The sequence below is a fragment of the Mycobacterium sp. HUMS_12744610 genome, from assembly GCF_041206865.1.
Classification (GTDB): domain Bacteria; phylum Actinomycetota; class Actinomycetes; order Mycobacteriales; family Mycobacteriaceae; genus Mycobacterium; species Mycobacterium servetii.
This window is the reverse complement of the sequence record NZ_JBGEDP010000001.1, coordinates 2,299,944-2,326,366: the sequence shown is the minus strand read 5'-3', so window position 1 is coordinate 2,326,366 and position 26,423 is coordinate 2,299,944. Positions and strand designations below refer to the sequence as shown.

The following is a 26,423-nucleotide window of genomic DNA, read 5'->3' as shown; positions in this document are numbered from 1 at the left end:
GTGCCGGGTCAGCTGATTATGCGGCAGCCTCGCGCAGCACCGCAGCAAACTGCTGAACCGCCCAGTCGATCTCCTGCGCGGTGATCACCAGCGGCGGCGCGAACCGCAGCGTCGAGCCGTGGGTGTCCTTCACCAGCACGCCCCGGTCGGCCAGCCGCAGGCTGATCTCCTTGCCGGTGGCCAGCGCGGGTTCGATGTCGACCCCGGCCCACAGCCCGAAGCCGCGCACCGCCACCACGCCGTGACCGATCAACTCGGCCAGCCGCCGGTGTAGGTGACGACCCAATTCGGCCGAGCGGGCCTGGAATTCGCCCCGCGCGAGCATGGAGACCACCGTGGTGCCGATCGCCATGGCCAGCGGGTTGCCACCGAAGGTCGACCCGTGCTCGCCCGGATGCAGCACGCCGAGGATGTCGCGGTCGGCGACCACCGCCGAGAGCGGAACCACGCCGCCGCCCAGCGCCTTGCCCAGCAGGTACACGTCCGGAGTGACACCCCACCGGTCGCAGGCGAACGTGTAGCCCGTGCGCCCCAGCCCCGACTGGATCTCGTCGGCGATCATCAGCACGTTGTGCTCGCTGCACAGCGCGCGGACCGAGGGCAGGTAGTCGTCCGGCGGGACGATGATGCCCGCCTCGCCCTGGATCGGCTCCAGCAGCACCGCGACGGTGTTGTCGTCGATGGCCTGGGCCAGGGCCGCGGCGTCGCCGTAGGGCACCGCACGGAAGCCCGGCGTGAACGGTCCGAAGCCGCCGCGCGCCGCGGGATCCGAGGAGAAGCTGACGATGCTGATCGTGCGGCCGTGGAAGTTGTTCTCGGCCACGATGATGTTCGCCTGGCCCGTGGGCACGCCCTTGACGTCGGCGCCCCACTTGCGGGCCACCTTCAGGCCGCTCTCGACGGCCTCGGCTCCCGAATTCATCGGCAGCACCATGTCTTTGCCGCACAGCTGCGCCAGCGCGGCACAGAACGGCCCGAGGCCCTCGGCGTGGAAAGCGCGGCTCACCAGCGTCACCGTGTCGAGCTGCGCGTGCGCCGTCGCGGTGATCTCGGGGTTGCGGTGACCGAAGTTGACCGCCGAGTAGGCGGCCAGGCAGTCCAGGTAGCGCCGGCCGTCGACGTCGGTGATCCACACCCCCTCGGCGCTGGCCGCCACCACGGGCAGCGGCGAATAGTTGTGCGCCGCATACTTGTCGACCAACGCGATCGCGCTCTGGGTGCGGTCGGTGGTCACCGCCTCCGCGGTCCGGGCGTCGAGAATCGTCATGAGAACACCTCCAATGTGCAGCATTTGACTGAACCGCCGCCCTTGAGCAGCTCGGATAGGTCCACGCCGACCGGCTCGAAACCAGCCTCACGCAGTTGTGTCGCGAAATGGGTTGCGCCGGAAGGAAGGACAACGTGCAGACCGTCGGAGACGGCGTTGAGTCCCAGCACGTACGCGTCGGCGCTGCCCACCACGATAGCAGCGGGGAACAGGGCACGCAGTTGGTCCTGCGCGGCCTCGCTGAAGGCCGGCGGGTAGTAGGCGATCGTGTGATCGTCGAGGACGGCCAGCGCGGTGTCGAGGTGGTAGAAACGCGGGTCGACCAGCTCCAAAGACACGACCGGGAACCCGAGCGCCGCCGAGATCTCGTCGTGCGCGCGCCGGTCGGTGCGGAAGCCGTAGCCGGCCAGCACGATGTCGCCGACCATCAGCAAATCGCCCTGCCCCTCGTTGACGTGGCGGGTCGACAGCGGGCGGTAGCCCCGCGCCGACATCCACCCGGCGTAGGCGCGCGCCTCGTCGGCCCGCTCCGCGTACCGGAACTTGGCCACGATGGCGATGTCGTCGGCGATGAATCCGCCGTTGGCCGCATACACCATGTCGGGCAGCCCGGGCACGGGCTCGACGATGTCCACGTGGTGGCCCAGCCGCAGGTAGGTCTGGTACAGGTTCTCCCACTGCGCGTGCGCGACGCCGACGTCCACGGGCGTGCTGAGGTCCATCCACGGATTGATCGCGTACTCGACCGCGAAGAAGGTCGGTGGCGTCATTGCGTACCGACGGGCCCGCGAGGTGCGGGTGCGCTTGGGGGCCTCGGCGTCGGGCCGAGTCACATACGCGGGCGCGGCGACCGGCGCCGGCTCCGCCACATAGTAATCCGTCACAAATCCACGATATTGGAGCCGTTACAGACAATCAATCGACGAATCTTGCGTCTTGTACGCGTATTTGTTGCGCTAGAGTGGGTCTAGCGGTTGTTTATTGTCTGTCGACGAAATGGGAGGTCATGACGGCATGGACAGGCTCGACGAGACCGACGAGCGCATCCTCGCGGAGCTGACCGACAACGCGCGCGCCACCTTCGCCGAGATCGGCGAGAAGGTGAACCTGTCGGCGCCCGCGGTGAAGCGGCGTGTCGACCGGATGCTCGACACCGGGGTGATCAAGGGCTTCACCACGGTCATCGACCGCAATGCGCTCGGCTGGAACACCGAGGCCTACGTGCAGGTGTACTGCCACGGCCGGATTTCGCCGGCCGAGCTGCGGGCGGCGTGGGAGGACATCCCCGAGATCGTCAGCGCGGCCACGGTCACCGGAACCTCCGACGCGATCCTGCACGTGCTGGCCCGCGACATGCAGCACCTCGAGACCGCCCTCGAGCGGATCCGGTCCAGCGCGGACATCGAACGCAGCGAGAGCATCGTCGTGCTGTCCGACCTGATCGACCGCATGCGGCCCTGAGGCGCGCAGGGCCGCTGACCGGGCCGGCAGGTAATCGGCGGAGAGCCCCGCCCTTTGCCGCCCCGGCTGTCGACGCCACACGCAGTTATGCGCGGCCCACCGAATTGAATTCATCAACCAGCGCTCTAAATCACCGCGCCACAGATATTTAGGGCCGGAAGTCCCTATGCATGACGGTGTAAACAAATGACGATTGACACGTTCCGGTGTCCCGGTCGCCTTTCTCCGAGACAAAATGCACGGTCTGGCGAGGTTGCGGTGCGTGTTCGACAGATGGCGCGACAGCGCGGGTCGCGTCTGTCTGTGCGGGGTCAATGCGAAATGACGCCGCGGCCCGATAAACAACCGCGCCGCCCTTGGCGTTCTTTTTCGCCGCCGATCCGGCCGCAGTTTCGGAAAAGTATTTGGCCACCGAGTAGCCGGAGGAAATGATGGACTGCCCGAATTGCTCGACCCCGCATCCTGACGCCGCCCGTTTCTGCGCCCGGTGCGGCACGCCCCTGCAGCCGGGCGTCGATAGGTCCCGGCACTTCGCCGCCCATCCCGAGGAACCGGTGCGGGCGCTGGCAATGATGAGCACGCTGATGCCGCACTTGTCGGGCGGACGTCACCACATCTACCGGGGCGCGATCGCCATAGCGCTGCTGGCGGCATTGACCGCAGCGGCGTTCGGTGTCCTCTCAATCGCGTTGATACTGGCCGCGATCGCGCTTCCGGCAGTGGTGCTGACCTATGTGCACGACCACGACGTGTGGCGTGACGAGCCGGCCACCGTCATCGGCGTGGACTTTCTGCTGTCCCTGCTACTCGGCATCGGGGTGGGGCTGCTCGAAGACCACTTCACCAGGCCGGTGTTACTGGCCGCGCCAAATCACGGGCTTCCCAAGCTCAGCCAGGTGTGGGAGTTGGGGTTGATCGTCCCGGTCGTGGCGTTTGTCGCGGTGCTGATTGCGCCGATGCTGACCACCGCGCGCAGCGCGTTCCGCCATCCCATCGACGCCGTGATCGTCTGCTCGCTCAGCGGTGCCGCACTCTCGCTGGGGCTCAGCGTGGTCGTGCAGCGCGGCGCCTTCACCCACATCGAGGCGACCGCCGGGGACCCGGCGCACGTCGCGTTCATCGCCCTGACGCTCGGGTTTTTGCAGCCCATCATCCTGGCCACCGCCGCGGCCATGACCGTGCTGGCGCTGCGCGGCGGCGGCAACGTCGCGCTGGGGCTGGCCAAGGGCCTGGTGCTCGTGGTGCTCTACGAACTCGCCACCACGTTGCTCACGCCCTACGGCTCCCGCGGCATCGTGCTGACCACCCTGGTGGCTTTGGTGCTGGCCGGCGCCGGACTGCTCGGCACGCGCGACGCGCTGCACGCCGCGCTGGTGACCGAAGCCCGGGACGCCCTCGCCGGAAACGGCGCCGTGGGTCGCGCCCCCGGCACCCAACAGATCTGCGCGCACTGCGGCGCGGCAATCGGCGCCGGTGCCGCGTTCTGCCAAGTCTGTGGAACGGCCACGGCCGCGCTGGCGCGCCATCCCTTCCCTGCGACAGGTGCCATGGGCACCACGCCGAAGGCCTGAAGACCACAGCCAGTCAGGAGTCACGAATGTCATCGACGCCACCGCCCCCGCATACGCCGGCACCAGTTCATTTCCCGGGCCGCCGCGGACGGGTCGGGCACCGCCTGCGCCCGGCCGTCATCGCCACCGTCATCGGCGTGATCATCGTGATCGCCGCCGCCGTGACGGCCGCGATCGTCTTCTCCGGCAACACCAACCGGCCCAAACCGCCTCCGATGCTGCCCAGCAGCCACGCCGACGCGCAGAAGGTGGGGGTCGCGCTCACCGCGGCCGACCCGATCGTCATCGCGGACGGCATCTCGATCACCCTCGCACCGGACTGGTCACTCGCCGAGCGCACCTCGAATTCTGTGACGCTTTACGACTCCGACAACACCTCGCGGATGCAGGTAACGGTCAAGCCGGCCGACGGGACCGACGTCGTGGCCGTGCTGCAGGGCGACATCAACCGGCTGACCGGCACGGCATCAACCGGTTTGACCAACGTGACGGACATGAGCGGGCCCGAGACGAAGACGCTGCAGAGCGCCAAATTCCAGCAGCAAGCCTCCATCCCCTACAGCGCCGACATATCGACTCAGCAGGGCACGATCCCCATCCTGGGCGTCTTCGAGGAGTTACTGAACACCTCGAACCATCTTTCGGCCTTCGTCGACTTCAGGCAGGTCGGCGGCGGGTCGCTCCAGGCCGTCAGCGACGCCGGAATGATGGTCCATTCCATGCTCTGACAAGCCACCCGGGTGGCTGTGACCGTGCTCAGCGCTGCGACAGTCCGCGCACCACACGCGCCAGCACCGACGGCGCCGGGCCCGGCGGCCGGCGCGACGCGTAGGGCCACGGGTGGTTTCGCTCCGGCACCGAGCCGGCGCGGGCGTCCTTGAGCCGCGCGCGCAGGTGCCCGCGCAGCTCGTCCAGGCCGGGATCGGTCCACCGGTTGTCGGCTTCGACGGGGTCGGCAGTCAGGTCGTAGAGCTCCCACTGGTCGTCGAGTGGCGACGTGCGGTAGGTGTCGCCGCCGAGCCCGTTGGCGGCCAGGTGTCGCACGCCGGGCTCGGTCCAGGTGCCGGGGTCGTCGAACGTGCGGACCAGCTTCCACAGGTGGCCTTCGCCGCCCGGCACGTCGTCGACGCGCACGACCAGGCCCTCGAAGTTGGACGCGGTGTGAGCCGGGACCCGGATGCGCAGCGGCGCGGGCGGATTGACGGTCTGCTTGAGGCGGCGCCCCAGGCCCGAGGCGACGGTGTCGCCCTCGAGCATGTTGTCGCGGGTCATCAGGTAGACCGCGCGGGTGTCGTCGGCCGGCGCGCCGTCGACGACGGGCATCAGGTCGCGGCCCGGCAGCTCGTGGACCTCCGAGAACGACTCGGCCAGCGTGGCGGCGACCGCCGCGACGTCGACCCCGGCGGCCGACAGCAGCGTCGGGACCAAATCGACGTGCGACGTCGGAGCCGTCACGACCCGCGGGCCCGTGGACCGCTCCCCGACGCGGGCGATCACGAAGGGGACCCGGGTGGCCTCGTCGTAGAGGTTGAACCACTTCTGGTGCAGGCCGCCGTGCGCGCCGAGCAGGTCGCCGTGGTCGGCAGTGCGCACCAGCACCGCCTCGGCCGAGCCGTTGTCGGCGACGGCCCGCCGGACGCGGTCGATCGGCGCGTCGACCTCGGCGTGCAGCCGGTAGTACAGGTCGCGGTAGCGCTGGGCGTTGCGGTCATAGGTCCGGTTGATCGCGGGTGCCGGGCCGTAGCCGGAGTAGTACGCCTCGCGGAAGGCGATCTGCGCGGCCGGCTTGGTCCACAGGTTCTCGCCGGCCGTCGGCGCGGGCGGCACCGGTGGCGGGTCCAGCGGCGACGGCGTGATCGGGCTGCGGCGCGCCCACAGCGGGAACAGCACGATGTCGTGCGGGTTGACGAAGCTGGCGACCAGCAGGAACGGGCGCAGCGCCGCCGCGTCCCCGGCGCGGCGGCGGGCGTAACGGTCGGTGAGCCAGGCGACGACCCGGTCGGCGATCAGCTGGTCGCGGCGCACTCCGGCATTGGCCAGCGCGGCCCCATGCGGCTCGGGGCCGACCCACCCGGAGAAGCCGTAGGGCCCCAGCGGATCAGCGTCGAGGTAGCGCCGCACGGCGGCGCGGTCGACGACGCCGTCGTCGTCGTTGGTCGCCAGGGTGCGACCCGTCGCCGGATCGGTGAGGTCGGCGTGGGAGATGTGCCACTTGCCGTCGTAGTGGGTGTCGTAGCCCGCGGCGCGGAACCAGTTGCCCAGGGTGGGCACCTCGCCGCGGCGCAGCCAGCGCATCCGGGTGTCGTCGGCGGTCTTGCCGATGCCGTCGGTCTGGGTGACGCCGTGCAGGTCGGGATAGTGCCCGGTGAAGATCGTGGGCCGGCTGGGCACGCAGGCCAGCGAGCCGGTGTAGTGCCGGGCGAAGCTGACCCCGTGGTCGTCGAACCACTTACGGCCGGTGAGCACCCGGTCGCGCCAGGCAAGCACGTCGGGCGCCTCGTACGGCGGCACCGCACGCTCCTCGTCGGTCATGACCACGACCACGTCGGGGCGATCAGACACGGGCCTTCTCCAATCGGTTCGCGAGCCCGGCAAGCATCACCGCGGACTGCCGCGCCAGGACGCGGCACACGACGCGTTCGGCCAGCCGGTGCGCTGCGCGCGGCCCGATCTCGGCGGTGCCGGTCAGGCGCACCAGCGTCGGGCCGATGCCGGCAGGCGCCAGCGTCCAGCGGTTGGCCACCCTGCCCAGGCGGGCGGGCAGGCCTTCGATGTCGTAGCCGAGGACATGCGGCGGGTCGAACTCGGTGATGCGCTCGACGAGGGCGTCGCGGTTGACCTGGACCCGACGCGCGGTGCCGACGGCCGCGCCGCCGGGACCGGAGAACAGGATGCAGGAGTGGTCGACGTTGCCGGCCCACGAACTGATCGCGCCGAAATCGGCCAGGACGTCCCAGATTTCCTGCGGGGAAGCCGCGATGCGGCGGTTGCGGTGCGCGTCGGACACGTGCCCAAGCTACGCGACGGCCGTCGGTCGCCGCAGCGCCCACGGCTTTCTAACGCGCCAAGTGGAACGCGGTCTCCACCCACACCGCCGCGCCGCACACAGCGGTGGTGATCGCCAGGGTCACCCAGTCGGTCATCTTCGGCCGCGCCGGGTTGGCGGAGAGCTGGCCGGTGCCGCCGCGGGCGGTGATCGCGTCCCCCATCTCGTCGCCGCGCCGAAGCGTCACGGTGATGGCCGCGGCGAGCAGGTCGATCACCTCCAGCGCGTTGCGGCGCAGCCGCGCCCTGCGGCCGTGCGGTACCCGTCTGGGCCGCAGCCGGCGGGCCGCGTGAAGCACCTGGAACTCGTCGATCAGCATCGGGAAGGCGCGCAGCGCGAGCGCCAGCGCCACCGCCCACTCGTCGACCGGTATCCGCAACGGCCGCAGCGGGCGGCCCAAAACCGCCATGGCGGGGCCGATCTCGGCGACGTTGGTGGTCCAGGACACCATCGCGCCCAGCGCGAGCAGCACCACCGACAGCGCGGTGATCCGTAGAAACTGCAGGAACCCGCCGAGGGCCAGGTGCAGGCCACCCACGGCGATCACCGGGCTGCCCCCGCCCAGCGCGGCTGTGATGCCGCCCAGCGCAACGATGACCCACAGCCAGCGCGGAACCGACGGCAACACCCCGCGCGGAATGCGCGCGATCCGCATCGCGGTCGCCACCAGCGCGGCCACCGCGCCGATCGCCACCCAGCCCGGGTAGAAAGTCAGCAGCATCGAGATTCCGAAGACCACGAGCAGTTTTGTACCGGCCCACAGTTCGTGGATGGTCGACGTCCCGGGCACCGGGACGAGCAGCACCACCGGCCGCGGCGGGTGCCGGGTCGTGCCGTGCTCGGGGCCCGCGGCCGCCGTCATGCCACGCCCCCGGCCGCGGCCGGGACCGACTGGAGCCTGCCGTTCTGCAGATGCAGGGTGCGTGGGCACACGGCCTCCAGGCCGACGAAGTCGTGGGAGATGACCACCACCGTGAGGCCCTGCTCGCGGCGCAGGTCTTCGAGCAGTCGCAGCAGGCCTCGCTGGGCGGAGGCGTCCAGCCCCGCCAGCGGCTCGTCGAGGATCAATGCCCGCGGCGAACACGCCAGCAGCCCGGCCAGCACCACTCGGCGCATCTGACCGCCGCTGAGCTGGTCGATGCGGCGTGTGGCGAGCGCGGGGTCCAGCCCGACGGCGCCCAGCGCCGCGGCGACGCGGTCCCGGTCGCGGTGCGAGAAACCCGCGGCCGAGGCCACTTCCCGGTCGACGCGGCTGCGCATCAGCTGCAGCCGGGCCGCCTGGAACGACAGCGCCACCGCGCCGACCTGCTCGTGGGTGGGCCGGCCGTCGAGGAGGCAGGCGCCGGTGGTGGGAATCGTCAGCCCCGCCATGATCCAGGCCAGCGTCGACTTGCCGGACCCGTTGCCGCCGTGGATCAGCAGCCCGTCGCCCTGCTCCACCACGAAGCTGATGTCGCGCAGCGCGGGTTTGGCCCACGGTGTGCCACTGGCGTATTCGTGGCCGACCCCGAGGAGCTCGATCGCCGGCGCGGAGGAGAGGTGCGCCACCGGCGCGGACGGCAGCGGCGTGGGTGCGGACTCGACCATGTCGGCGTTGTCCGGCGAATCGCTGAGGTTGATCGCGCGGTCGGCCGACTCGGCCTCGACGTTGTAGTGGGTGATGTGCACCAGCGCGGTCCGGTGTCGTTCGGTGAGGCCCGACAGCACGCCGAGCAGGGCCTCCCGGCCCTCCTGGTCGACCATGGTGGTCACCTCGTCGGCGATCAGCAGCGACGGCTCCCGGGCCAGCGCCGCGGCCAGCGCAAGGCGCTGCAGCTCGCCCCCCGACAGGCTTCCGGTGTCGCGGTCGGCGAGCCCGTCCAGGCCCACCTCGCCCAGCAGCCGGTTCACGTCGATCTCGGTGCTCGGCGGCAGGCCCCACACCACGTCGTCGGCAACCCGGGTGCCCAGGACCTGGCTTTCGGGATGCTGGAGCACCACGGCCGTGCCGCCCACCTTGCCCAGGCCGACCGCGCCGGGGCGCCGCACGGTGCCCGACGTGGGCTCCCGGCCCGCCAGGATCAGCATCAGCGTGGTCTTCCCGGAGCCGTTGGCGCCGGTGATCGCCACGTGTTCGCCGACGCGCAGGTCCAGGCTGATCTCGCGCAACGCGTCCTGGGCGGCGTGCGGGTAGCGGAAGCGCACCCTGTCCAACCGGACCGGCACCGGGCCGATCGGGACCGCTTCGCCGTCCCAGGCGTCCAGCTTGTGCACGTCGGGCAGTTCGCGCATCCGCTGCAGCAGCCGCGACAGCGCCCACCAGCCGATCAGCGACACGATCGTGATGCCCACGGTGTAGTAGCCCAGCAGGATCCACGGCCAGTAGTGCAGGCCGTCGGCGAAATGCCGTTTGACGTCGGCGCCGGCTTGCTGCAGGTGGATCCGGGTCAAAAACGCGGCGACCCCGTCGATGTTCGCGGTCATGACCTCGAAGATCAGGTGCCGCAGCCGGGTCATGACGGCCAGCGCGGCGAGCGTCACGGCGCCGAACACCAGCCCCGCGACCAGCGACAGGACGATCACCGTCGGCGTGCCCCGCCGTCGGCGCTTGACGAACCCGGTCAGGCCGCCGATGTACACGCCGTGCAGGACCGTCATCAACCCGCCCAGGCCGGCGATGAGGAAGGCGATCATCCCGGCGGCGACCGTCGCGGCGAGCAACACGCGCATCCGGTACCGGTAGGCCAGCAGCCCCGTCGGCACAGTGCCCAGCAAGGCCACGCCGGCGGCGAACGGGACGACGACGGAGATGATCGCGATGACCGCACACAGCGCCCCCATCACCGACGCCTGCGCCAACTCCACCGGCTGCAGCGGTCCACCGCGATGACGCGCGCGCAGGGGTCTGGGGCCGGTCACTTGATCGATTCTGCCAGGCCGCGGGCCCGAGGCCCGGCAGAACACCGGGCCAGCTGCGGATTTGCGGCCCGCCGTCGAACCAGCGGCTCGCTTAGGGGAGCTATGCAACCATGGAGGAATGAACGCATCCGCCGACCACAACGGAGTCAACGGAGTGGCAGGCGCCGCAACTCCCGAGCCGCGACCGAGCCTCGGGGCGGACCTGCTCGCGGTGGTCGCCCGCCTCAACCGCCTGGCCACCCAGCGCATCCGAATGCCGTTGCCCGCGGCGCAGGCCAGGCTGCTCGCCACCATCGAGGCGCACGGCGAAGCCCGCATCGGCGACCTGGCGGCCGTCGACCACTGCTCGCAGCCGACGATGACCACCCAGGTACGACGCCTGGAGGAGGCCGGCCTGGTCACCCGGACGGTCGACCCCGGCGACGCCCGCGCCGTCCGGATCCAGATCACGCCCGCGGGCCGGTGGACGCTGAACGCGGTCCGCGCCGACCGCGCCGCCGCGATCGAACCGCAACTGGGTCAGCTCGACCCGGCCGAGCGCCAGGTACTGGCGGAAGCGGTGGGCGTGCTACGCCGGCTGCTCGACGAGGCCGCGGCCCCACGCCGCCGCGGCTCCCAGTGACCGGCGCCCATCCCGCTGGATCGACGACCGCGCACGGGTAGACACTTAGGCACGGGTAGACACTTAGGCACAGCCCGGATTCGTTTACCGCGCGATCCGGTCTGATCGGCGACGAAAGGTGACGGCGATGCGGCCCGACGCCCCGGCCTACCCGGCCTCCCCGCTGACGGTGTGGGTCGGATCGATGCGCTACGTCTTCACCCCGGGGCGCGACGTGATCGTCGGGCAGGGCAGGGGCTGCGACGTCCCGCTCGACCGCCCGAGCCACGCCGGTTCAGCCCCACCCCCGGCCCGTTCGGACGTCGTGCTGCGCTTCGCCGACGGGCACTGGGTCGCCGTCGACACGAGCCCCTACGGCATGTTCGTCGACGGGGCCCGCGTGACGACGGTCGACATCCGCGACGGGCAGGCGATCGCGATCGGTGATCCGCAACGGGGTCCGCGGCTGGTCTTCCAGCTCGGCGCGCCCGCCCGGCCGTCCGGCCCGCCCCCGCGCCCGGCAGCCCCGCCGCCGCAGCAGCAGCGGCCGAAGGTCCCGCCGCCGTCGCGTCCCCGGCCGCAGCCGTCCGGCGCGGTCCCGCGCGAGCAGCCCGGGCCGGTCCCCCAGGCGCCGACGCAACGCCCCACCCAGCGGATGCCGGTGGCTCAGCAGCCGCCGGCCCGGCCGCCCCAACCCGGCGCCCGGCCGGCGCCGCCCGAACCGCGGCCGGTCCCCCCGCCCGAACCGCCCCGGGACGAACATCCGAAAAACCGAGGCCTGATCAAACGGATGACCGACGCGACCCGCAGGCTGCGCGCCCAGCAGCCCTCGTTCCGCTCCGAGGAAGCCGACCGGACCTACCGGCTGCCGCTGCGGCCGGGGGCGCGCACCACCGGGGTGGCCGCATACCGGGTGGGGCTCGCCGTCGACGGGCGCGAGGTCATCAGCGACGTCTCGTTCACCGCGCGTCCGGGCACGCTCACCGCGGTCATCGGCCCCTCCGCGCCGCGCAACAGCGCGCTGCTCGACATGCTCGCGGGCACGCAACGACTCGACTCCGGCGTGGTCACCGTCGACGGACACGACGTGCACGCCGAGCCGGCGGCGATGCGTACCCGCATCGGGATCGTGCCGCGCGACGACCGGCTCCACCGCAAACTCACCGTCGCACAGTCGCTCCGGTACGCCGCCGAACTGCGGCTTCCGCCCGAGACCACCCCCTCCCAGCGCGACCGGGTGGTGGAACAGGTGCTGGAAGAACTCGAGCTGACACCGCGCGGCGCGACGCCGGTGGCCAAACTCCCGCCCGAGCTGCGCCGGTGCGTGTCGCTGGCGATCGAACTCCTCAGCCGCCCAACCTTGCTCGTGGTCGACGGCGTGGGCGCCGGCCTCGACGCGGCACAGGAAAACCAGGTGATGGCGGTGTTGCGGCGGCAGGCCGACCTCGGCTGTGCCGTCGTGGTCGCGATGGCATCGCAGACCTCCCTGACCCAAGTGTCGATGTGCGACCAGGCCGTCGTACTCACCGGCGCCGGCACGCCGGCCTACGTCGGCACACCGCTGCAGGCCGAACCCGCGCTGGGCACCGCCGATTTCTCCAGGATTCTCGCGCAGGTCAGCGCCGACCCCGACGGCGCACACCGCGCGTTCCGGGAGCGGCAGCAGGCGTCGGCCCCGCCGGCGCGGCCGGAAATCGCCGCGCCCTGGCCGGCCCCCGCGGATCTGACCCTGTCCCGGCAAACCGGTCTGGTGATCCGCCGCCAGGTTCGCCAGCTTCTCGCCGGCCGCACCCAGGTCGTCGTCCTGGCGCTGCTGCCGATGGTGTTCGGGGCGTTGATGCTGCTCATTCCCGGCGACTCCGGGCTGGGCTGGGCCGACCCGTCCGGCCCCAACCGGCACGAGGCCGTCGAGATCCTGGCCGCCCTGAACTTCGCCGCCGTGGTGATCGGCACCGTGCTGACCCTGGGCAACCTGGTCACCGAGCGCCTCGTCTACCGACGGGAGCGCTCCGTCGGGCTCTCCCCGGCGGCCTACCTGGCCGGCAAGGTCGTCGTGTTCGCCGTCGCCGCGGCCGGCTTGACGGCCGTGCTGACCGTCATCGTGCTGACCGGCAAGGGCGGGCCCGTGCGTGGCGCCGTCCTGCTCGGGAGCGCCGACCTCGAGCTCTACGTGAGCGTGGCCGTCACGGCTGTCGTGTCGGCCATCGTCGGCCTGGCGCTGTCCGCACGGGCCGGGTCCCCGCGTGAGGTCCTGGCGCTGGCGGTGCCGGTGGTCCTGGCGTCGCTGCTGTTCGCCGGGGGGCTGGTTCCGCTGGTGGGCACGTGGGGTTACGACCAGATCTCCTGGTTCGTGCCCGCCCAGTGGGGCTTCGCGGCGTCGGCGTCGACCGTCGACCTGCGCCGGGTCGACGCGCTCGCCGCCAACATCCAGATGTGGACCCACTACGTGGGCTGGTGGGCGTTCGACATGAACATGCTGGTGCTATTCGGCGCGCTGTGGGCGGGGCTGGGCTGGTTCTGGCTGCTGCCGCGCAAGCGCGGAACCCGCACCGGGGCAACACGGCCCGAGCAGGCCGGCCGGACAGTTGGAGAAGCCGGGCGCGTGTAACGGTTTCGCGCGTCGTTGTCGCGTGGTTGTTTCCGCCGCGCGAGCGGCGGGCTACGGTCGAATCATGGCGCCAGTAACGACGAGCACTGTCGAGCATCTGCGCAACACGCTGGACGGGCGGTGGCGCGAGGTGAAAAACCGGATGCGGGACACCATGACCGAGGACATGTTCCGCCCGCACTACACCCCCGACACCGTGATCGCGCGCACCAAGGTGGGCGAGCAGATGAGGATCATGGCCGCGTTCGGTGCCGCCGGCGACAACTTCCGCAAGGAACACGGCGGCACCGGTGACGTCGGGGCGGCGATCACCATGATCGAAATGCTCGCCATGTCGGACCTGTCGCTGATGGTCAAGGCCGGGGTGCAGTGGGGCCTGTTCGGCGGTGCCGTGGAGAACCTGGGCACCGAACGCCACCACGAGGCCCTCGTCAAGAAGGTCATCAGCCTCGAGTTGTGCGGCTGTTTCGCGATGACCGAGACGGGCCACGGCAGCGACGTGCAGGCGCTGGAGACCACCGCGACCTACGACGCCGAGACCGAGGAGTTCGTCATCGACTCCCCCACCCCGTCGGCACGCAAGGACTACATCGGCGGGGCCGCCGAAACAGCCACCGTGGCAGCGGTTTTCGCACAATTGATCACCACCGAGAACGGCGAGCCGGTCAACCACGGCGTGCACTGTCTACTGGTGCCGATCCGCGACGCCGACGGCAACGACCTGCCCGGGGTGACGACCTCGGACTGCGAGTACAAGGGTGGGCTGCCCGGCGTCGACAACGGCCGCATCATGTTCGACCACGTGCGGGTCCCGCGGGTCAACCTGCTCAACAAGTACGGCGACGTCGCTCCCGACGGCACGTACACCTCCCCGATCGAAAACCCTAACCGGCGGTTCTTCACGATGCTGGGCACCCTGGTGCGCGGCCGGATCACCGTGGGTGGCAGCGCGGGCGCCGCGGCGCGCGTCGCACTGGACATCGCGACTCGATATGCGTTGCAGCGCAGGCAGTTCAGCGCACCCGACGAGGGCTCCGAGGTGTTGATCATGGACTACCTGGTCCACCAGCGCCGGCTCTTCCCGTTGATCGCGAAGTCCTATGCGCTGCAGTTCGCCCAGAACGAGCTCGTCGCCAAATGCCACGACGTCCAGACCGCCGACGCGCCCGACGCCGAGGAGCAGCGCGAGCTGGAATCGCGCGCCGCCGGGCTGAAGGCCGCGAACACCTGGCACGCCAGCCGCTCCATCCAGGAGGCGAGGGAGGCCTGCGGCGGCGCGGGCTACATGGCCGAGAACCGGCTGATCGGACTGCGCGGCGACACCGACGTGTTCACCACGTTCGAGGGCGACAACCATGTGCTGACCCAGCTGGTCGCCAAGGAGCTGCTCACCGCCTACGCCGACGACATCCACAGCATGAGCCCGGTCGAGTGGGTGCGCTTCGCCGCGGGCACCGTCGGCGACCGCGTCATCAAACGCACCGCTGCGGAGACGATCATCCAGACGATCGTGGATGCCCGGCAGGACAGCGAGGAGCAGGGCAGCCTGTTCAACCGCGGCACGCAGGTCAAGATGTTCGAGGACCGCGAGGAGTATCTGCTGTCATCGGTGGCGCGCCGGCTGCAAGCAAAATCCAAGGAGATGTCGGCGTTCGACGCGTTCAACGCCGTGCAGGATCACGTCCTGCACGCGGCCGGCGCGCACATCGACCGGGTTATCCTCGAGGCCTTCGTCGCCGGTATCGACTCGTGCGAAGACCAGCAGGCCCGCGAGTTGCTGGAGCTGGTCTGCGACCTCTACGCGCTGTCGGTGATCGAGGAGGACAAGGCCTGGTACGTCGAGCACCGCTACCTGTCCACGGATCGGGCCAAGGCGGTCACCCGCGGCATCAACGACCGGTGCCGGGCGCTGCGCCCGCACGCACGAACGCTGGTCGACGGCTTCGGCATCCCCGAGGAGTTGCGGTACGTCGAGATGCTGCACCCGGAGAATCTCGCGGACGAACTCACGTCGTAACTCAGGTGGTGACCGGCTCCCCGGCGACGACCTTCAGGCTCGCCTCCAGGCTGCGCTGGCCGACGTTGACGTCCCGGTGGCCCGGCGCCCGCACCAGCGTGCGGCGCGGCCGCACGTACCGCGTCCAGGTCAGGGCCGCCGCCACGAGGTAGCAGGCCAGGAAGCTGCAGAACGCCGGCGTCTCGGTGCCGCTGCTGACGTAGGACTGCCGCAGCGCCAGGTCGATCCCGACGCCGCCCAGGCCGCCGAACGCGCCAGCGAACCCGATCAACGACCCCGACATGGTCCGCGCCCACCGGCGTCGTTCCGCCTCGCTCAGGTTCAGCGCGCGGCTGCGCTGTTCGAAGATCGACGGGATCAGCTTGAACACCCCCCCCTTGCCCATGCCGCAGAAGATGAACAGCGCGATGAAGCCGGTGACGTAGCCGATCATGGTGACGCCGGTCGTCGGGTCGCCGGGGCCGCGGGTGAGGTCGTCGTAGGTGCTCACCGCGACCAGCAACCCGGCGCCCAGGATCATGCCGGCCACGACGACCAGGGTGACCCGGCCGCCGCCGAAGCGGTCACCCAGCCTGCCGCCGAGTATCCGCGCCGCCGACCCCAGCAGCGGCCCGATGAAGGCGATCTCGGCCGCGTGCAGCGCCGCCTGCGCATGGGTCTGCCCACCGGCCAGCAGATTGAGCTGTATGACCTGTCCGAACGCGAACGCGAAGCCGATGAACGAGCCTGAGGCGCACATATAGAGGAAGGCGATTCCCCAGGCGTCGGGCACCTTGAGGACGGCCCGGATGTGGCTCACCTCGATGGCGTGGTCCAGGTTGTCCATGAACAACGACGCGCCCAGCCCGGCGACCGCCAGCAGCACCAGGTAGATCGCGCATACCCAGTACGGCGAGCCGTTGCCGGCAGTGGCCAGCACCACCAGGCCGACCGCCTGGATGCCGGCCACCCCGAGATTGCCGAGTCCGCCGGTCAGGCCCAGCGCCAGGCCCTTGCGCCGCTGCGGGTAGAAGGCCTCGACGTTGGCCAGCGAGGCCGAGTAGTTGCCCCCGCCCAGCCCGGTCAGGGCCGCACACAGCAGATACGGCCACAGCGGGAGCCCGGGATTGGCCAGCAGCACGACGGCCCCCACGGTGGGGATCAGGAGCACCGACGACGACACGATCGCCCAGTTGCGGCCACCGAACCGGGCGGTGGCCATCACGTAGGGGATGCGCACGCACGCGCCCACGAACGTCGCGGTGGCGCCCAGCAGCAGCTTGTCGCCCGCCGTGAAGCCGTAGACGGACTGCGGCATGAACAGGACCATCACCGACCACAGGGTCCAGATCGCGAACCCGACATGCATGTTCACGATCGACCAGATCAGGTTCCTCCGGGCGATGACCTTGTTGCCGGTCTCCCAAGCGATGACGTCTTCGGGGTCCCAGTGCGAGATGAGGCGCGCGCGTCCCATGAAATCATTGCCTTTCACGCCGAGTGTTCGAGGAGTCTTCAAGAAGTCGTAGTCGAACCGCCCGCAGCGACAGTGGGTCAGGCGATACTACGTCGGCCGAATCACGTTCCGGACTCGGTGAACAGCGGAAGGAGCCGCTGTGCTTGCCCCCTCTACGTCTTCCGTGGTCTTCACGTTTTCGTAGTCTTCGTCGGCGTACGCCTTCGTACGCCGACTCGACGAGCCGATCGCATTGCTGCGCCGCCGGCCTCGTAGCCGCCGACACTGATCCTCAGGATGCCAGGCCTTCCCCGTCCGTGGTGTCACTCGCCGCTAGGAGTGTGCTGAGCGAAACCTGTGAAGATACGGCGTTCGGCGCGCACCCGAGCGCGTTAGGGGTGCGGGATCTTGCCGAGCGCTTGGAGTTTGCCGTCCGGGCCGATCCGGAACTGCACAGTGCCGTTGCCGGAGGGACAGCAGGGCTCGTCGTTGCCGACCCGCCATTGATACCGAACCGTGACGGTGTCATCCGACGGCGGCAGCACGGTGATGTAGGGCTTCGGGTCGGGGGTGGCTGCGCCCAGCGGGGTGTTGTGGTCGAAGAAGAGCAACTGCTGGGGAGTCGACTCGGTGGCAATGGTCGGGATGAGCTGCACCCAGTACAGCCGGCAGTTCCAGGTGTGTCCACGCGCGATTTCGACCCAGGTGGTGCCCGGGACGGCGATCGGCACCGAGGCGGTGGCCCGCCGGACCGTGTCGTCCGAGGGGCCGTCGGAATCTTTGCACGTGACAGGCGCTCTCGGTGGCGCGCCCGCCGGCTTCGAGCCGCACGCCGAAGCCGCCAGGATCAGCAGGATCGCGACCAGCTGACGCATCGGACTAGCTTAGCGAAGGCTGTGAATGTCCCACAGATTTGGCCGAAAGGCCGACTTTGCCGGGGTCGCCGCCGGCGCCGCCGGTAGTGTCGTGCCAGGTTCGCCGGTCGACGTTGACCCACGGTGAGCTGCGCTGATCACGGATTTCCGCACGGATCACCAACTTTCCCAAGCCGTTGCGATGAAGCCGTAAAGCGGTGGAAACATCGGATGACCGATGCCGAAACATCCTTGTCGCACGATCGACTTCTGTCTGCGCAGTAAGGGAGGAACTCACCCGTGGCGAGGGAGCTCGATGGAGCCCGTTAAGGACCCCGTGGATCCCGACGCGGCTTCGACGAACACAGCTCTGGTGAACACCATGTGCGGCTACTGCGGGGTCGGTTGCGGCATGGTGTTAGAGGTCACAACGGGCGCGCGATACGACCGGCGTCACGTCGTGAAGTCGATTGGCAACAAACAACATCCGGCCAACTTCGGCCGGTTGTGCACCAAGGGCACGACCACCGCGGACCTGCTCGCCGCGCCGGGTCGGATGGGAACGGCGCACGTGCGCACCGATCGCGGCGCGCCCGTCGAACCGATCGACATCGACGACGCGATCGCCCGCTGCGCGAAGCGGTTACGCGAGATCGTCGACCTACACGGCCCGGAGGCCTTCGCCCTCTATGTGTCGGGACAGATGTCCCTCGAGGCGCAGTACCTGGCCAACAAACTGACCAAGGGCTTCATCGGCACCAACCAGATCGAGTCGAACTCGCGCCTGTGCATGGCCAGCGCGAGTTCCGGCTACAAGCTGTCCCTCGGTGCGGACGGCCCGCCGGGCTCGTACGACGATTTCGACCGGGCCGATGTCTTCTTCGTCATCGGCGCCAACATGGCCGACTGCCACCCGATCCTGTTCCTGCGCATGATGGATCGCATCAAGGCCGGCGCCAAACTGATCGTCGTCGACCCGCGCCGCACCGCGACCGCGGACAAGGCCGACCTGTACCTGCAGATCAACCCCGGCACCGACCTCGCGCTGCTCAACGGCCTGCTGCAGCTTATCGTCGAGAACGGCCACACCGACGCCGAATTCATCGCCGAATTCACCGAGGGCTGGGACGCGATGCCCGGCTTCCTGCAGCGGTACACACCCGACACCGTGAGCGAGATCACCGGTCTGGCCGTCGAGGACATCCGTACCGCCGCCCGCTGGATCGGCGAATCGGCGAACTGGATGAGCTGCTGGACAATGGGTCTCAACCAGAGCACCCACGGCACCTGGAACACCAACGCCGTCTGCAACCTGCACCTGGCGACCGGCGCGATCTGTCGCCCGGGCAGCGGCCCCTTCTCGCTGACTGGCCAGCCAAACGCGATGGGCGGCCGCGAAATGGGTTACCTGGGGCCGGGTCTGCCGGGCCAGCGCTCGGTGGCCTCGGCAGCGGACCGCGCCTTCGTCGAGGACCGATGGGGCATACCCCGCGGGACGCTGCGCGCCGAGACCGGCGCCGGAACCGTCGACCTGTTCTCGCGCATGGCCGAAGGCCGGATCAAGGCGTGCTGGATCATCTGCACCAACCCGACCGCGTCGGTGGCCAACCGGAAGACCGTGCTGGAGGGCCTGGAACAGGCGGAGCTGGTCATCGGCCAGGACGCCTTCCTGGACACCGAGACCAACGAGTACGCCGACGTGTTGCTGCCGGCCGCCCTGTGGACGGAATCCGAAGGGGTGATGGTCAACTCCGAGCGCAACCTGACGCTGTTCCAGCCGGCCGTCGAGGCGCCGGGCCAGGCGCTGCCGGACTGGCAGATCATCGCCCGGATCGCTTGTGCGATGGGGTATTCGGACGCCTTCGGTTACCAATCCGCCGGGGAGGTGTTCGAAGAGATCAAGCAATTCTGGAATCCCGCAACGGGATACGACCTGCGTGGGGCCGACTACGAGAGGCTGCGGCAGGGACCGCTGCAGTGGCCGTGCCCGCCCGGGTCCGCCGGTGGCCGCAGCCCGATCCGCTACGTCAACGACGGCATCAGCCAGACTCGGCTGATCCGCGAGGACGGAAGCGTGCCCCGGCTCGCCTTCCCCACCCCGAGCGGCCGCGCGGTGTTCTTCGCCCGCCCCCACCTGCCGCCTGAGGAAATGCCCGACGACGACTTCCCGTTCGTCCTCAACACCGGGCGGCTGCCGCACCAGTGGCACACCATGACCAAAACCGGCAAGGTCGCCAAACTCAACCGGCTCAACCCCGGGCCGTTCGTCGAGATCCATCCCGACGACGCCGCCCGGCTCGGCATCGCCGCGGACGACCCGATTGAAATCGCCTCGCGCCGTGGGCGTGCCGTGCTGCCGGCCGTCATCACCGAGCGCGTGCGCCCGGGCAACTGCTTTGCGCCCATCCACTGGAACGACGCGTTCGGCGAGTACCTGTCGATCAACGCCGTCACCAATGACGCCGTCGACCCCGTCTCGCACCAACCCGAGTTCAAGGCCTGCGCGGTGTCGTTGACCAGGGTTGCCGCCGGCGCCCACACCGACCCGGCCGCCGGCGCGCCGCCCGCCCGGACGCGGGAACGCGGTGAGGCGCGACTCGAGCTGTTGGCCGAACTGCTCGGCGTGACAACCCAACCCGTGCCGGAGTTCGACGAGTCCGCCCGCTCCTATCTGGCGGGGATGCTGGTCGGGCTGCGTTCGGAGGCCGCCCAGCGCGCACCTGGGGTGCCCACCGTGCCCGTCAGCGCGCCGTTGGACCCGACCACCCGGCTCTGGGTGGACGGTTTGCTCGCGGGCCTGTTCTCGCGCACCGAGGAACCCGGGCCACGCGCCCAACCGGCCGTCGGGAAACCGGTCACCGGGCCGTCCGGCGACGCCCCGGTCGTGGTGCTGTGGGCCTCCCAGACCGGCAACGCGGAAGAACTCGCCGCCGACGTCGCCGCGCGGCTGCGCACCGCGGGGCTGCCGGTCGCGTTGCACGGCATGGACGACTTCCCGGTGGCTCAGCTGCCGGGTACCCGGGAACTGCTGCTGATCACGAGCACCACCGGCGACGGCGATCCCCCAGACAACGGCGCCGGATTCTGGCGGGCGCTGGCGGCCGACGGTGCACCGACGCTCACCGGGACACGCTTCGCCGTGCTGGCGCTGGGTGACTCCAACTACGACGACTTCTGCGCCCACGGACGCAACCTCGACGAGCGGCTCGCCGAGTTGGGGGCGACCCGGTTGACCGACCGGGTCGACTGCGAGCCCGACTACGACGACGCGGCGGCCGGCTGGCTCAGCGGAGTCGTGGCCGCCCTGGGCGGTGCGGCGGCACGTCCTGGCCGGGGCGGCCCGGGCGGAGCAGCGTCCACGCTGGCGACCCGCCCGGTCGCGCGGCCCGCCGCGCCCGCCTACAGCAAGAAGCATCCACTGATCACGGGCGTGGCCCGCAACATCACCCTGAGCCGGCCGCGATCGGCAAAAGACGTGCGGCAGCTGGTGTTTCATTTGCCCGAGATGTCGCTCAGCTATGAGGCCGGCGACGCGCTCGGGGTGTGGCCGCGCAACAGCGCCCGGCTGGTCGACGAATGGCTCTCACTCACCGGGCTGGACGACCAGGCTCCCGTCGAGATCGCCGGACATGGCGTGATGTCCCTGCGGTCGGCGCTCACCGAGCGATTGGAGATCGCCCACATCAGCCCCGACCTGCTGCGCTTCGTGCAGCAACGCACCCGCGACAGCGGGCTCGTCGAGTTGTTGAAGCCGGAAAACAAACGCGCGCTGAGCGATTGGGCGTGGGGACGGCAGTCGGTCGACCTGCTCGCCCAGTTTCCCGTCACCGCCTCGGTCGAGGAATGGCTGGCCGTGCTCAAACCCCTTCAGCCGCGGCTGTATTCGATCTCGTCGAGCCCCAAGGAAAGCCCGCGAGAGGTCCACCTGACGGTCTCGCCCGTGCGGTACAACTTCCAGGGGGTCCCGCGCCACGGCGTGTGCTCGACCTACCTGGCCGACCGCGCGCCGGGCGACCAGATCGCACTTTATGTGCGGCCGTCCAGCAATTTCCGGCCTCCGACCGATCCGCACACACCGATGATCATGATCGGCCCCGGCACCGGGATCGCCCCCTTCCGCGGCTTTCTGCAGGAGCGCCGGGCACTCGGCCACACCGGACCCAACTGGCTGTTCTTCGGTGAACGCCACGCCGCCACCGACTTCTACTACCGCGACGAGATCGAGGCGATGCGCGCCGACGGCTTCCTCACCGAGCTGGATCTGGCGTTCTCCCGTGACCAGCGCGAGAAGGTCTACGTGCAGCATTTGATGCGGCGCCGCGGCGCCCAGCTGTGGCGCTGGCTGCAGGACGGCGCACAGCTGTATGTCTGCGGAAACGCCGACCCGATGGCCAAGGACGTCGACCGCGCGCTGTGCGACATCGCGGCCGAGCACGGAAAGCTCGACCACGACGCGGCCCAGGCATACGTGCGCTCGCTCAGCGCCGGCAAGCGCTACCACCGCGACGTCTACTGACACCTCGCACGCCACCGCGAGACGCGTAATGCGACGGAAACGTCGCGGGCCCTCCGCCGAAACATCTCCGTCGCACCATGCTGTTGTCGGACTGCGCGGGTCGAAGGAGTGGCAGAACCGTGGCTCGGGACTGTGCCGGGTCCGAACGGACCCCCGGATACGTCTGCCCGCTGCAGTGCCGGCTGCGGCCCGGCGACGCACCAGACACCGCCCGCGACCGGGTCGACTGGGCGGGACTGCCCGTCAACCTGGACTTCGTGTTCTCTCAGAACCAGCGCGACAAGGTCTACCTGCAGCACCAGCTGCGCCGGCGGGACCCCCGGCTCGCACGCCGCTTCGGTGACAGCCCCCGGCTGTGCGCCCGCGGCAACGACTGCCCCCTCGGCCGAGACGACGCGCTCGCGCGAACCCCGCCTGCCGCCGCCCGCTGAACACCACGGGCCGCCCCGCGCGGAATTGACCGGCGCTCTATCCGGTTAAGACCTGTAGACGGTGGTACAGCTTCGGGACGAGGCAGAGGCACGGATGAGCCAGACCGGCGAACAGCACAGATGTCCTATAGTAGGGCTATGCAACAGGCCATACAGCCGCGCCTTGCCCTTACGCGCCGCCCCGCCGTGGACTGTTGTTGTCGTTGTTGTTGATTTCCTGACGCCTTTCGACGCTCAACTGTTGTTTGCGTCCGGCGCCGGATACGGGCGGTACCGCGGGTACGCCGGGGCGGCACCAGGACGCGCGTCACTCTCCAGGAAGACCAACCACCGATGACCGCATTTCACCGATCTCACCGAGGGCTTGGCCGACGTGTCCCGCACACCTTCGAGGAAAGCACATGAAGATCGCCGAGGACATCACGCAACTGGTGGGCCACACACCGCTGGTCCGGCTGCGCCGGGTCAGCGAGGGCGCGGTCGCCGACGTCGTGGCCAAGCTGGAGTTCTTCAACCCAGCGAACAGCGTCAAGGACCGCATCGGCGTGGCGATGATCGACGCGGCCGAGCGGGCGGGGCTGATCAAACCCGACACGATCATCCTCGAACCGACGAGCGGCAACACCGGCATCGCGCTGGCGATGGTGTGTGCCGCGCGGGGCTACCGCTGCGTGCTGACGATGCCCGAGACTATGAGCGTCGAGCGGCGCATGCTGTTGCGCGCTTACGGCGCCGAACTCGTGCTGACGCCCGGCGCCGACGGCATGGCCGGCGCGATCGCCAAGGCCGAGGAACTCGCCAAGACCGATCAGCGGTATTTCGTGCCGCAGCAGTTCGAGAACCCCGCCAACCCGGCCGTCCACCGCGCCACCACCGGCGAGGAGGTGTGGCGTGACACCGAGGGCAAGGTCGACATCTTCGTGGCCGGGGTGGGCACCGGCGGCACCATCACCGGCGTGGCCCAGGTCGTCAAGGAGCGCAAGCCGTCGGCGCAGATCATCGCGGTGGAACCGGCGGCGTCACCGGTGCTCTCCGGCGGCCAGAAGGGGCCGCACCCGATCCAGGGCATCGGCGCCGGCTTCGTCCCGCCGGTGCTGGACATGGACCTGATCGACGAAGTCGTCACCGTCGGCGACGAGGACTCGCTCACCATGGCGCGGCGCCTGGCCCGCGAAGAGGGGCTGCTCGCCGGCATCTCCTCGGGCGCGGCCGTGGTGGCCGCCGTGCAGGTGGCCCGCCGGCCTGAGAACGCCGGCAAGCTCGTCGTCGTAGTGCTCCCGAGCTTTGGCGAACGGTATCTGAGCACACCGTTGTTCGCCGACGTGGCGGACTAACCATGCTCGCTGCCATACGGACAGACATCCGGGCCGCCCGCGAGCGGGATCCGGCGGCCCCGACCGCGCTCGAGGTGATCTTCGCCTACCCGGGCGTGCACGCCATCTGGGGCCACCGGATCAGCCACTGGCTGTGGCGGCGCGGCGCGCGGGTGACCGCGCGGGTGTTGGCCGAGCTGACCCGCATCCTGACCGGCGTCGACATCCACCCCGGTGCCCACCTGGGCTCCGGGCTGTTCATCGACCACGCGACCGGCGTGGTGATCGGGGAGACGGCCGAGGTGGGCGACGACGTCACTATGTACCACGGCGTCACCCTCGGCGGCAGCGGCGCCGACACCGGCAAACGCCACCCCACCATCGGCGACCGCGTGACCATCGGCGCCGGGGCCAAGATCCTCGGCGCGATCAAGATCGGCGACGACAGCCGCATCGGCGCCAACGCCGTGGTGGTCAAGGCCGTTCCGTCCAGTTCGGTGGTAGTCGGGGTGCCTGGGCAGGTGATCAGTCGCCAGGGCCGGGGCAGCCCGGACGACTCGATGATGCCCGATCTCGTCGGCGTCAGCCTGCAATCCCTGCTCACCCGGGTCGCCAAGCTGGAGGCCTTGAGCGACGGGCAGCAGAGCGGGCGCGTCATCCGCCCGCCCGAGGCCGGGGTCTGGCACGGCGAGGACTTCTCCATCTAGATCGGCCACCGGGCGGGCCCACCCCGACCGGCGTTACCGTGGCTGTCATGAGCGATCCCTGCACGCCGCACGTCCCGGAAGCGCTGTCCGCGCCGAGCCTGAACCGCGGGGTCGGCTTCACCCACGAACAGCGGCGGCGGCTGGGGCTGACCGGCCGGCTGCCGTCGGCGGTGCTCACGCTCGACGAGCAGGCCGACCGCGTGTGGCAGCAAGTGCAAAGCCTGGCAACGGATTTGGGCCGCAATCTGCTGCTCGAACAGCTGCACTACCGCCACGAAGTGCTGTACTTCAAGGTGCTCGAAGATCACTTGCCCGAGTTGATGCCGGTGGTCTACACCCCCACCGTCGGCGAGGCCATCCAGCGTTTCTCCGACGAATACCGCGGACAGCGGGGACTTTTCCTGAGCATCGACGAGCCGGACGAGATCGAGGAGGCGTTCGCGACCTTCGGCCTTGGTCCCGACGACGTCGACCTGATCGTGTGCACCGACGCCGAAGCGATCCTGGGCATCGGCGACTGGGGGGTGGGCGGCATCCAGATCGCCGTAGGCAAGCTGGCGCTGTACACCGCCGGCGCCGGCATCGATCCGCGCCGCTGCCTGGCGGTGTCGCTGGACGTCGGCACCGACAACGAACAGTTGCTGGCCGACCCGTTCTATCTGGGCAACCGGCATCCGCGCCGCCGCGGAGCCGAGTACGACGGCTTCGTCAAGCGCTACATCGAGACCGCGCACCGGCTGTTCCCGAACGCCATCCTGCATTTCGAGGACTTCGGGCCGTTGAATGCGCGCAGCATCCTGCAGACCTACGGTGACAAGTACTGCGTGTTCAACGACGACGTCCAGGGCACCGGCGCGGTCGTCGTGGCGGCCGTGTACGGGGGGTGCCGCGTCGCCGGGGCCCGGATGCGCGAGCAGAAGACCATCGTCTTCGGGGCCGGGACGGCCGGGATCGGGGTCGCCGACCAGATCCGCGACGCGCTCGTCGCCAACGGCGCCACGCTCGAGGAGGCCGCCTCGCAGATCTGGGCGATCGACAAGCAGGGCCTGCTGTTCGACGACATGGACGACCTGCGGGAATTCCAGCGGCCCTACGCCAAGAACCGCCGCGAGCTGGGCGTGGCCCCCGGTGAGCGGGTGGGCCTGGTCGATGCGATCAGGCTCGCGTCCCCCACCCTGCTGCTCGGCTGCTCGGCGGTGTCGGGGGCGTTCACCCGCGAGGTCGTCGAGGCGATGACGGCGTCATGTGAGCACCCGATGATCTTCCCGCTGTCCAACCCCACCTCACGCATGGAGGCCATGCCGGGCGACGTGCTCGAGTGGTCGAAGGGCCGCGCGCTGCTGACCACCGGCACCCCGGTGTCGCCCGTCGAATACGACGGCACGACCTACACCATCGGGCAGGCCAACAACGTGCTGGTGTTCCCGGGGATCGGGCTGGGCATCATCGTCGCCGGGGCGAGGCTGGTCACGCCGAAAATGCTGCAGGCCGCGGCGGAAGCCGTTGTGCACCAGGCAAGCCCGGCAACCCCGGGTGATCCGCTGCTACCCGACGTCAAGAACCTGCGGGCCGTCTCCACGGCGGTCGCCGAGGCCGTCTACCGCGCGGCCGTCGACGACGGGGTAGCCCGCAAGACACATGAGGACATCCGGCAGGCGATCCTCGACACGATCTGGACACCGGCCTACGACTAGCAGG

The 26,423-nt window shown here is 69.9% G+C and carries 19 protein-coding genes and 2 pseudogenes; 13 read left to right on the top strand and 8 right to left on the bottom strand.

Annotated features, from left to right (window positions below):
* Positions 1–16: 16 nt before the first annotated feature.
* Both rocD and ddaH read right to left on the bottom strand, forming a co-directional pair.
* Positions 17–1,267: an ornithine--oxo-acid transaminase gene (gene rocD, locus AB8998_RS11310; protein WP_369738062.1), complete on the bottom strand. Its 1,251-nt coding sequence runs from the start codon at positions 1,265–1,267 to the stop codon at positions 17–19.
* Positions 1,264–2,151, bottom strand: a complete 888-nt coding sequence (gene ddaH / locus AB8998_RS11305) for a dimethylargininase (RefSeq protein ID WP_369738061.1) — start codon at positions 2,149–2,151, stop codon at positions 1,264–1,266. Before ddaH ends, rocD begins: the two co-directional genes overlap by 4 nt.
* A 130-nt stretch (positions 2,152–2,281) precedes the next feature.
* Here ddaH and AB8998_RS11300 point away from each other — a divergent pair, with 130 nt between their 5' ends.
* The 3 genes from AB8998_RS11300 (at position 2,282) to AB8998_RS11290 (ending at position 5,027) form a co-directional block, all read left to right on the top strand.
* Positions 2,282–2,728, top strand: coding sequence for an Rv2324 family transcriptional regulator (locus tag AB8998_RS11300; RefSeq protein WP_369738060.1), 447 nt, complete (start codon positions 2,282–2,284; stop codon positions 2,726–2,728).
* Between the two features lie 428 nt (positions 2,729–3,156).
* Positions 3,157–4,299, top strand: coding sequence for a zinc ribbon domain-containing protein (locus tag AB8998_RS11295; RefSeq protein WP_369738059.1), 1,143 nt, complete (start codon positions 3,157–3,159; stop codon positions 4,297–4,299).
* Between the two features lie 26 nt (positions 4,300–4,325).
* The gene (locus AB8998_RS11290) at positions 4,326–5,027 is read left to right on the top strand and encodes a hypothetical protein (protein WP_369738058.1); all 702 of its coding nucleotides are present in this window, start codon (positions 4,326–4,328) and stop codon (positions 5,025–5,027) included.
* Between the two features lie 28 nt (positions 5,028–5,055).
* Here the strand turns inward: AB8998_RS11290 and AB8998_RS11285 are convergent, their stop codons facing one another.
* The 4 genes from AB8998_RS11285 to AB8998_RS11270 are packed head-to-tail and all read right to left on the bottom strand — an operon-like array spanning position 5,056 to position 10,243.
* Positions 5,056–6,861, bottom strand: coding sequence for a sulfatase-like hydrolase/transferase (locus AB8998_RS11285; RefSeq protein ID WP_369738057.1), 1,806 nt, complete (start codon positions 6,859–6,861; stop codon positions 5,056–5,058).
* The gene (locus AB8998_RS11280) at positions 6,854–7,306 is read right to left on the bottom strand and encodes an SRPBCC family protein (RefSeq protein WP_369738056.1); all 453 of its coding nucleotides are present in this window, start codon (positions 7,304–7,306) and stop codon (positions 6,854–6,856) included. The genes AB8998_RS11285 and AB8998_RS11280 overlap by 8 nt, the downstream gene beginning before the upstream one ends.
* A gap of 49 nt (positions 7,307–7,355) precedes the next feature.
* On the bottom strand, positions 7,356–8,207 hold the full coding sequence (locus AB8998_RS11275) for a CbiQ family ECF transporter T component (RefSeq protein WP_369738055.1): 852 nt from the start codon (positions 8,205–8,207) through the stop codon (positions 7,356–7,358).
* Positions 8,204–10,243: an ATP-binding cassette domain-containing protein gene (locus AB8998_RS11270; RefSeq protein WP_369738054.1), complete on the bottom strand. Its 2,040-nt coding sequence runs from the start codon at positions 10,241–10,243 to the stop codon at positions 8,204–8,206. Before AB8998_RS11270 ends, AB8998_RS11275 begins: the two co-directional genes overlap by 4 nt.
* Positions 10,244–10,361: 118 nt before the next feature.
* On the opposite strand from AB8998_RS11270, the gene AB8998_RS11265 reads away from it, so the two are divergent.
* From AB8998_RS11265 to AB8998_RS11255, 3 genes are all read left to right on the top strand, one after another.
* Positions 10,362–10,865: a MarR family winged helix-turn-helix transcriptional regulator gene (locus AB8998_RS11265; protein WP_369738053.1), complete on the top strand. Its 504-nt coding sequence runs from the start codon at positions 10,362–10,364 to the stop codon at positions 10,863–10,865.
* Positions 10,866–10,992: 127 nt separating this feature from the next.
* A complete protein-coding gene (locus tag AB8998_RS11260) occupies positions 10,993–13,452 on the top strand; it encodes an ATP-binding cassette domain-containing protein (RefSeq protein ID WP_369738052.1) in 2,460 nt (819 codons plus the stop codon).
* Between the two features lie 64 nt (positions 13,453–13,516).
* Positions 13,517–15,469, top strand: coding sequence for an acyl-CoA dehydrogenase family protein (locus AB8998_RS11255; protein WP_369738051.1), 1,953 nt, complete (start codon positions 13,517–13,519; stop codon positions 15,467–15,469).
* Position 15,470: 1 nt separating this feature from the next.
* Here AB8998_RS11255 and AB8998_RS11250 read toward each other — a convergent pair whose 3' ends face one another.
* Both AB8998_RS11250 and AB8998_RS11245 read right to left on the bottom strand, forming a co-directional pair.
* Positions 15,471–16,925 (bottom strand): MFS transporter, encoded by a 1,455-nt coding sequence (locus AB8998_RS11250; RefSeq protein ID WP_369738050.1) that lies wholly within the window; start codon positions 16,923–16,925, stop codon positions 15,471–15,473.
* A 371-nt stretch (positions 16,926–17,296) separates the two neighbouring features.
* Positions 17,297–17,779: an LppP/LprE family lipoprotein gene (locus AB8998_RS11245; protein WP_369738049.1), complete on the bottom strand. Its 483-nt coding sequence runs from the start codon at positions 17,777–17,779 to the stop codon at positions 17,297–17,299.
* A 217-nt stretch (positions 17,780–17,996) separates the two neighbouring features.
* On the opposite strand from AB8998_RS11245, the pseudogene AB8998_RS11240 reads away from it, so the two are divergent.
* The 7 genes and pseudogenes from AB8998_RS11240 to AB8998_RS11210 form a co-directional block, all read left to right on the top strand.
* Positions 17,997–18,233 (top strand): annotated as a pseudogene (locus AB8998_RS11240) (hypothetical protein); the annotation flags it as partial.
* A gap of 81 nt (positions 18,234–18,314) precedes the next feature.
* Positions 18,315–19,535: pseudogene (locus tag AB8998_RS11235) on the top strand (molybdopterin-dependent oxidoreductase); the annotation flags it as partial.
* A 66-nt stretch (positions 19,536–19,601) separates the two neighbouring features.
* Positions 19,602–22,274, top strand: coding sequence for a bifunctional nitrate reductase/sulfite reductase flavoprotein subunit alpha (locus tag AB8998_RS11230; protein WP_369741522.1), 2,673 nt, complete (start codon positions 19,602–19,604; stop codon positions 22,272–22,274).
* 119 nt (positions 22,275–22,393) lie between these two features.
* A complete protein-coding gene (locus tag AB8998_RS11225) occupies positions 22,394–22,705 on the top strand; it encodes a hypothetical protein (protein WP_369738048.1) in 312 nt (103 codons plus the stop codon).
* A 401-nt stretch (positions 22,706–23,106) separates the two neighbouring features.
* Positions 23,107–24,039, top strand: coding sequence for a cysteine synthase A (gene cysK / locus AB8998_RS11220; protein ID WP_369738047.1), 933 nt, complete (start codon positions 23,107–23,109; stop codon positions 24,037–24,039).
* Between the two features lie 2 nt (positions 24,040–24,041).
* A complete protein-coding gene (gene cysE, locus AB8998_RS11215; protein ID WP_369738046.1) occupies positions 24,042–24,725 on the top strand; it encodes a serine O-acetyltransferase in 684 nt (227 codons plus the stop codon).
* A 47-nt stretch (positions 24,726–24,772) separates the two neighbouring features.
* A complete protein-coding gene (locus tag AB8998_RS11210; protein ID WP_369738045.1) occupies positions 24,773–26,419 on the top strand; it encodes an NAD-dependent malic enzyme in 1,647 nt (548 codons plus the stop codon).
* The last annotated feature ends 4 nt before the right edge of the window (positions 26,420–26,423 follow it).